6 protein-coding genes are annotated in these 8,134 nt (G+C 51.0%); 2 read left to right on the top strand and 4 right to left on the bottom strand.

All coding sequences use genetic code 11. The annotated features are described in order from the left end of the window. Positions 1–390: 390 nt before the first annotated feature. The 4 genes from OEL90_RS13465 to OEL90_RS13450 form a co-directional block, all read right to left on the bottom strand. Positions 391–702: a YbjQ family protein gene (locus OEL90_RS13465; RefSeq protein ID WP_291399790.1), complete on the bottom strand. Its 312-nt coding sequence runs from the start codon at positions 700–702 to the stop codon at positions 391–393. Continuing rightward, positions 683–919, bottom strand: a complete 237-nt coding sequence (locus OEL90_RS13460) for a hypothetical protein (protein ID WP_291399792.1) — start codon at positions 917–919, stop codon at positions 683–685. The genes OEL90_RS13465 and OEL90_RS13460 overlap by 20 nt, the downstream gene beginning before the upstream one ends. 105 nt (positions 920–1,024) lie before the next feature. After that, on the bottom strand, positions 1,025–2,638 hold the full coding sequence (locus tag OEL90_RS13455; RefSeq protein WP_300689371.1) for a CTP synthase: 1,614 nt from the start codon (positions 2,636–2,638) through the stop codon (positions 1,025–1,027). A 324-nt stretch (positions 2,639–2,962) separates the two neighbouring features. After that, on the bottom strand, positions 2,963–5,233 hold the full coding sequence (locus OEL90_RS13450) for a diguanylate cyclase (RefSeq protein WP_300689368.1): 2,271 nt from the start codon (positions 5,231–5,233) through the stop codon (positions 2,963–2,965). Between the two features lie 125 nt (positions 5,234–5,358). Between OEL90_RS13450 and OEL90_RS13445 the strand changes: the two genes are divergently transcribed. Then, entirely contained in the window at positions 5,359–6,756 is a 1,398-nt protein-coding gene (locus OEL90_RS13445) for a TldD/PmbA family protein (protein ID WP_300689366.1), read from the top strand. After that, the gene (locus tag OEL90_RS13440) at positions 6,753–8,114 is read left to right on the top strand and encodes a TldD/PmbA family protein (RefSeq protein WP_300689364.1); all 1,362 of its coding nucleotides are present in this window, start codon (positions 6,753–6,755) and stop codon (positions 8,112–8,114) included. The genes OEL90_RS13445 and OEL90_RS13440 overlap by 4 nt, the downstream gene beginning before the upstream one ends. Positions 8,115–8,134: the final 20 nt, after the last annotated feature.

Genomic DNA, 8,134 nt, shown 5'->3' with positions numbered 1-8,134 from the left:
CATCCGAGGGATTGTAGCTATAATGAGGGTGCAAGTAGAAGCGCATGCGCGCCCTGCTTTTTTCTGTCCTGCGGACAGAAAAATCCACCAGGCCGGAAGGCCTGGTGGGGGTCACTCACGAAGGATGTAGTGGAGCTCTGATCTGCAATTTGAGGGATAAAGAAGAGATGAATTTTTTAGAGACTGAGAGTTAAATACCTGCGCCCCAAGTTCAAAACTATTAGTACATACTCCAGAGGAATGGATTTCTATCCAAATCTTGAAATGCGAATCAAGTACTTAGCTGTCATAAATTTATTTTGATCTGTTCAGCAAGCCTAAATTAAAACAAAAAGGAAGAAGGCGGCGGCCTTCTTCCTTTTTGTTTATGTAATATGTGAGTCCTGATTCTTATTTGAATCTTACAGCTGTTCCGTAGGCAATAACTTCTGCCGCACCCTGCATTACGGCGCTGGACGCGTAGCGGATATTGATGACGGCATCTGCTCTCATCTCTGCCGCTTCTTCGACCATGCGTTTGGTGGCCAGTGCCCGGGCTTCATTCATCATGTCGTTGTATTCTGTCAGTTCGCCGCCGACCAGCGTTTTCAGACCGCTCATAATGTCTTTGCCAAGATGCTTTGACATGATAGTGGACCCTTTGACGATAGAGAGGGTTTCCAATTCTTTTCCTGTAATAAAATCAGTATTTACTAAGATCATCTTTATCCTTCTCCTCTTTGTCAATTTCTTTGAGACGAATGATGAGGGTGTAGACTGCGGCGGTCATCATGCCGACGGCACCGGCACCAACAGCGGCAGCTATGATCTTGCCGAACCATGGCTCCGGTCCGACTGTTAAATTGAACGGAATCCAAAGATAGAAGGCGAGATAGCCAATGAGTATAGCTGTAATGACAATGGGTGCCAGTTTTTTCACTGTGGATCCCTTCCTTTACCTTGGTATTTATACTCTAAGTATCTGATGAAAATATATATTCTGCAATGGCTATCCGGCAAACTTAATGCTTTTTTAATCCGCTGCCTAACCCTTTTTAAGCAGGAATCCTTTGGCGGCTTTGATAAAATCCCTGAACAGCGGCTGAGGTCTGGTCGGCCTTGAGACGAACTCGGGATGAAACTGGCCAGCGACAAACCAAGGGTGGTCAGGCAGCTCGATCATCTCGACGAGCCGGTCATCCGGGGACAAGCCACTGAAGACCATGCCGCGGGATTCCAACTGCGGCCGATAGTCGTTATTGACCTCATATCGATGTCGGTGGCGTTCGTGAATCAATGTGCTGCCATAGGCATCAAAGGCTTTGGTGCCTTCTTTAACAACACAGGGATAACGTCCAAGTCTCATGGTGCCGCCCTTGTCTGTGATGCCACACTGATCTGGCATCAGATCTATGACAGGGTGCCGCGTCAATGGATTCAGTTCCGAGGAGTTGGCGTCCTTGAGTCCAAGAACGTTGCGGCTGAATTCTATAACTGCGAGCTGCATCCCGAGGCAAATGCCAAAAAATGGGATTTTGTTTTCCCTCGCATAGCGGATCGCTGTGATTTTTCCTTCTATCCCCCGGTCGCCGAAGCCGCCTGGTATAAGGAGACCATCGGCATCAGCCAGCTTTTCCCTGACGTTCTCAGCATCCACCAGCTCTGAGTGGATCCAGTCGATCTCGACCTTGGTCCGGTTGGCTATACCGGTATGCTTGAGCGCTTCCGCCACGGAAAGATAGGCGTCGTGGAGCTCGACGTACTTTCCGACCAGGGCGATGCGCAGATGCTGACTGGCGGTCTTCTCCGCGTCGACCATAGCTCTCCACTCCGACAAATCCGGTTCGGAGCAGGACAGGGACAGACGCCGGCAGACCTTTTCTGCCAGCCCTTCTTCTTCCAGCTTCAGCGGCACCTCGTACAGGGTCTCAGCGTCGAGATTCTGTATGACGTCCTTTGAGCCTACGTTGCAGAACAGGGCGATCTTCTCTTTGATCTCACTTGACAGTGGAACGCTCGTCCGGCAAACGATCATGTCCGGCTGTATACCGATCTCCCTCAGCTCCTTGACGCTATGCTGGGTGGGCTTCGTCTTCAGCTCGCCGGACTTTTCCAGATAGGGGACCAGGGTCACATGAATATACATCACATTTTCACGGCCGAGGTCATATCGAATTTGGCGAATGGCTTCAAGGAAAGGGAGGCTCTCAATGTCGCCCACGGTGCCGCCGATTTCCGTAATGACCACCTCCGGTGCGGCGTCCTGAGCAATCCGGTAGGCCCAGGATTTGATCTCGTTTGTAATGTGGGGAATGACCTGAACGGTCGCCCCCAAATATTCACCCCGGCGCTCCTTGGAAATGACAGACCAATAAATCCTGCCGGTCGTCACATTGGAGTTTCTGGTCAGATTGAGATCGATAAAGCGCTCATAGTGCCCCAGATCCAGGTCGGTCTCGGCGCCATCCTCCGTGACAAAGACCTCACCGTGCTGATAGGGGCTCATGGTGCCGGGGTCCATGTTGAGGTAGGGGTCGAACTTTTGAATCGCGACGCTTATACCCCTGGACTTCAGCAGTCTTCCCAGCGACGCCGCAGTGATCCCTTTGCCGATGGATGAGACCACTCCGCCTGTGACGAAGATGTACTTGGTTGTCATTTGAATAAGCCTCCCTTTAATTATGTTGAGTGCGAAACATCACCTGAAATGTTGAGTTCCAACAAAAAAAGAGTGAGAGGTCCCCCGTTGTCGGATGACCCACCACTCTCAGGCTATCAAAAACAATTTGGCTTTCACCCTTACGGGTGCGTCATTGATCGAACTGAAAAAACATTTAATAATGTGTAAGTATATTAGAAAGCCCGATCAGCGTCAACCGCAAATCGGGCTCGAATAACATTAAATTTTATTGGAAAAAATTACGTGGTCATAGGAGGTTTGTGAGAGGCGGGCATCTCGCTGTGACCGTCCAGAAACCTTTTTCTAAGACGCGTATTCTGTAAAGCGCTTTTCAGTCATGCTGCAAGCCACGATCCGGTTGCGTCCGGCTTGCTTGGCTTCATAAAGGGCGGCATCCACTGACTGTATATGCTCGGCAAGTGACATGGAAGCGCCGGGAATGCAGGTTGACATGCCAATGCTCAGTGTCGCTACCCCGCCAAGGGGAGAACGTTCGTGAAGGATACCGGCACTGGACAGCGTGCTGCGGATGCTGCTGGCGACTTTGAGGGCGCCTGGTTCGTCTGTGTTGCTGAGTAAGACAATAAACTCGTCTCCCCCGTACCGGGCGACCAGATCGCTGGTGCGCTTCACATTTTGGCTGATCAGGGATGCGATGCGAATAATCATCTCATCACCGGTGATATGACCATAGGTATCATTGTATTGCTTGAAGTAGTCGATATCAATCATAAGCAGCGTCAGCGGTTCCTTGGCTCGTTTAGCACGGCCCCACTCCTGCAGGTAGAACTCATCAAAGCGGCGGCGGTTGGCGATCCCGGTCAAGCCATCCATTTCCGACAGTGCGGACAATTCTTGATTGAGCTTTGAAAGCTCTTGCTGCGCCGCCTCTCGATTCTGAATTTCAAGGTGTAAACGCTCCGACTTCTGAGCGTTCTGTATAGCGACGGAAAGGTAAGCAGACAAGGTGCTGAGGGTTTCCAGCGTTTGTCTGGTATACACGTTGCAGGTTCGGCTTTGGACTGTGATAATCCCAATGATCTGGTCCTCGACAATCAAGGGATGAAACATAATGGCGGGCATCAGAGAGCCAAAGCTGGAGGAAAACTTACTCACGGAATCCGGTAGGATGCCGGCGGCGGAATTGACCATGATTTCTTTGCGGTTCCTGTAGCACCAGACGGCAAAGCTGTTATCTCTGGTTATTGGGATTTGGACATTGTGCAGTCTGATGCCGTCTTCGATGAGGTAGTCATAGTGGAGGGCGTCCGTTTCACTGTTATAGAGACCAATGCCAAAGAGATCTGCGACCATAAGGTCGGTAATATGCTGATGTATGATGGTGAAAATATTTTCCAGACTCAGGACTGCAGTGATCTGTTTTCCAATCTCGCTAATGACCTTCAGGGTGTGATAGGCGTCCTGAAGTTCGTTGGAACGATCTTCCAGTTCTTTGGCCTTCTGTTCGAGTTCTTGGCTGAGCTTGCGGTAAGCCTCCTTCTCCTGGTAGGAGGTATCCGCCTCCAACTGGATATTGAGGCCGCGCAGTCGTTGTTCCAACTCGATTTTTTCGATTGCCTGGATGCAGTCATGGCGCTTTTTGGAATAGGCCAGGGCGTCTTCCAGATTGCCGAGGGCCTCACAGGCGGGAATCATTTCATTGTAAACCTGGAGGAGCAGCGTTTCAGATTTGAGATTCTGAGCTATTTTCTGGGCGTCAAAGAGCACCTTCAGCGACCGGCTTCGCTCGCCTTTTTCAAACAACGTTCTATGTAAATCGATTAAGACCTCAGCTTCGTGAATCATCTCCATAGTGGATTGATTCAATTTCAAGGCGTTTTTCAAGAAAGTCAGAGATTCCTCGTAATTGCCTTTTTTTCTGGCGACTATACCTGCGTAATGGTAACAGGCAGACTCGATCATGAGATTCTCTTCGTCTTTGGCAAGTTGGATTGCATTGTCAATGTACAGGGTGGCGTTATCGTAGTCCTCCATTTCAAGATAAAGACCTGCGAGATTGGAAACTGCCACAGATTTGTTGATGGGGCTGCTGACTTCGAGGTGAACGGACTGACTGAGCTGATAATATTCCAAGGCTTTTGAGTAGTCCTTCAACTCCCTGTAAATCTCTCCGATGTTGTTTAGAACCCGAGCTTCAATGGAGGGGTCCTCTATTTTTTTACACAGAGTGAGGGCGCGCTGAAAGTATTTGAAACTTAGATCATAGACCTTAAAGTAGAGGTTCACGATCCCCAGGGCATTTAAAATATCTGCTTCCAGACTGGCTTCGTTCAGAATCTTCACCTGATCGTAGGCCTTTTTCAGAAATTCTTCAGAATCGGACAGACTTCCGAGCCGCAGATGGCCTCTGCCAATCAGATAAAGGCTTTTAGCGACACCGCTGGGATAATGAATAGAAGCGGCCATTTGGAGTGCTTTTTGGGATAATCTCAACGTCTCAGCAGGCGTCGTCCGTTCAATGAATTCAGCCTGATTATTCAACTGATCGACCCGCTCCCGAATGGTGAAAGTCTTGCAGGTGAAATCACTGCTGTTATTTACCTCGTTGCTCAAGTGGATTCACCCTCCTCGCAGGTTGGTTTTTTGTGTTACAATTATACCATAGAAGTAAATGGGATTAAATTGTAATAAATAAATGTGAAAAAATAGATAACCATAAGTCTTAAGGAGGATTCAAAGTGCTGCAGCAAACTCTGCTCGAACGTATACTCGAAGCCGCTTTGTCAAGAGGTGGAGAGTTCGTGGAAATTTTTGTGGAAGATAAAAACAGAACCCATTTTGAAATGATTGGCGGCAAGCTTGAAAATGCCCTGGGGGGACGTGAGTACGGCCTCGGACTGAGGATTGTCAAAGGCATCAACAGCTTTTACGCCTATACCTCAGACACAGAGGAAGCCGCCTTGATTCAGTTTGCAAAGAGTCTGTCTGCCATGGCCGGACAAAATAACCCTATAGCTGCGGTAAAACTGAGTCAGAGGGCGTATGAGCCCCGTCATCATTTCAGGGCGTTGCCCGGAACGGTTGACGCTAAAGTCAAACTCCAGTGGATCAGAGACCTCTCGTCAAGGGCGGCAGCCTATGATCCCATGATTCGGCAAACGGTCGTCACCTATATGGATGAAGACCAAAGCGTTCAAATTGCCAACTCTGAGGGCTTGCTGACCCAGGACCGCCGGGTTCGTACCAGAACGTCGGTGAACTGTGTCGCAGAGCATGAGGGCGAAATGCAGTCCGGCGGCCACAATCTGGGAGGGCTTTCCGGCTTTGAGCTTTACAAGGATGTGAATCCGGACGAACTGGCCCTGAAGGCGGCTCAAATTGCAGTGACCATGGCGAAAGCCAAGCATGCGCCAAGCGGACGGCTGCCTGTCATTATCGACAACGGCTTTGGCGGCGTCATTTTCCATGAAGCCTGTGGTCATGGCCTGGAAGCGGCGTTTATTGCCAAAGGCACTTCGGTTTATAACGGAAAAATGGGAGAGCAGATCGCTTCAGAGCTGGTTACTGCAATTGACGACGGGACACTTGTGAATGGATGGGGCAGCGGTCATGTAGATGACGAGGGAACCCCGACTCAGAGAACCGTCTTAATTGAAAATGGAATTTTGAAATCCTATCTGGTGGACCGCTTTAACGGCAAGAAACTTGGGCTGCCGTCAAACGGCGCTGGCAGGAGACAATCCTACAAATTCGCGGCGACGAGCCGGATGAGCAATACTTTTATAGCAACCGGAACCTCAAAGCTTGAGACCATGATCTCCGAGACGGATTACGGACTCTATGCCAGCAGTATGGGCGGCGGCTCTGTTAATCCCGCGACTGGCGAATTCAATTTTTCAGTCAATGAAGCTTATATGATCCGAGGTGGAAAGCTGGCTGAGCCGGTCAAAGGCGCTACGCTGATTGGCACGGGCAGCGAGATCCTCAAAAAAATTGACCGAGTGGGCGACAATCTCGCTTACGGCTATGGTATGTGCGGTTCGTCCAGCGGTTCCATTCCGGCCATTGTCGGCCAGCCGGCCATCCGTGTCAGCGAAATTACTGTGGGCGGCAGAAATGGAGGCGAAAGCAAATGAAGACATTCTGGATGGAGGAAGCGCTGCGCCGAGCCTCGGATTACGGCTTTGAAGCCCTTGAGGTTTACAGCGAGAGCGGGAGCCACTTTAGTGTAAAAGTTTTTGAGGGTGAGATCGATACCTTCAACCTGGCCAGTTCTGTAGGGGTTTCCGTTCGGGGGATTCACGGCGGAAAGATGGGCTACGCCTTTACGGAAATTCTAGAGACAGAGGCGGATCTGGAGACGCTTCTGAAGAGCTGCAGAGATAACGCCGCCTTGAATGAGAGTGAGCTTGAGCCGGTACTCTACCGACCATCGGCCAACACGTCCTACCCGGTAGTCGAAAAGACCGCCTCGACCTTTTTTGACGTAGAGCCGGCCGAAAAAACCCAGGCTTTGATTGAGCTCGAAGCGGAGATCATGGCTCAGTTTCCGCTGATCAGCAAGGTCAGCTACAATCTTTACAGCGAAGGCCGCGGGCGGGTGGCGATCCGGAACACGCTGGGACTTGATCTTGAACATGAGAGCGACCTGGCTTATTCAGTCTTTGCACCTATTGTCCGGCAGGGCGAGGAGACCCGCAATGAGCACAAGTTTGCGCTCATGCGGCATTTTGACCGGGATCTGCTCAGGTCAGTGGCGGTGGAGGCAGCAGAAGCTTCTGTGGCCATGCTGGGCGCGGCGTCTGTGGAGAGCGGCGAGTACAGGACGGCGCTGCGTTATGACGCAGCAGTCAGCCTTTTTGAAGCTATGGTGTCGATTTTTTCTGCCGAGGCGGTGGAAAAGGGGCTGTCAGCGCTGAAAGGCAAGCTGGGCGAACAAATTGCGTCGAACTGCCTGTCGATTATTGAAAATCCCCATTTGAAGGATGGTCCGGCCAGCGCACCTTTTGACAGCGAGGGTGTGCCGACACAGCTCAAGCGCGTGGTGGATCAGGGCGTTCTGACGACCTATTTCCACAATCTGCGCACCGCTGCGAAATCCGGCGTGCCACCTACTGGGAACGGCTTTCGGGGTTCTTACAAGTCCAGTGTGGGGATTGCCCCCACCAATTTTTATATCGAGCCAGGACAGGTCTCTGCCGACGGTCTCTTGAACGACATTGGCGACGGCCTTCTGATTACGGCGTTTGACGGACTTCATGCGGGTCTGAACGCCATCTCGGGTGACTTTTCCCTCTCGGCGAGGGGCTTTAGAATAGAGGGCGGCCGCATTGGCGCGCCGGTGACGCAGATTACGGCAGCGGGCAATTTTTTTGAACTGCTTAAGGGGATCCGTGCGGCAGCGGACGATCTGAAATTTGAGTCTGTTGGCGGAAACAGTGCCTTTGGCGCTCCGACGCTGGACGTGGGTGTGCTTTCAATTTCGGGCAGCTGAGGCTCTTGGGCGTGAAATAA

Source organism: Acidaminobacter sp. (assembly GCF_030247605.1).
Classification (GTDB): domain Bacteria; phylum Bacillota; class Clostridia; order Peptostreptococcales; family Acidaminobacteraceae; genus Acidaminobacter.
The sequence above is the reverse complement of the archived record's forward strand: the minus strand, read 5'-3'. Positions and strand labels throughout refer to the sequence as shown.

What these genes read in the sequence shown, in the direction of transcription:
- OEL90_RS13440 (WP_300689364.1), top strand. Translation starts at nt 6,753, where the DNA reads ATGAAGACATTCTGGATGGAGGAAGCGCTGCGCCGAGCCTCGGATTAC.
- OEL90_RS13465 (WP_291399790.1), bottom strand. Translation starts at nt 702, where the DNA reads ATGATCTTAGTAAATACTGATTTTATTACAGGAAAAGAATTGGAAACC.
- OEL90_RS13455 (WP_300689371.1), bottom strand. Translation starts at nt 2,638, where the DNA reads ATGACAACCAAGTACATCTTCGTCACAGGCGGAGTGGTCTCATCCATC.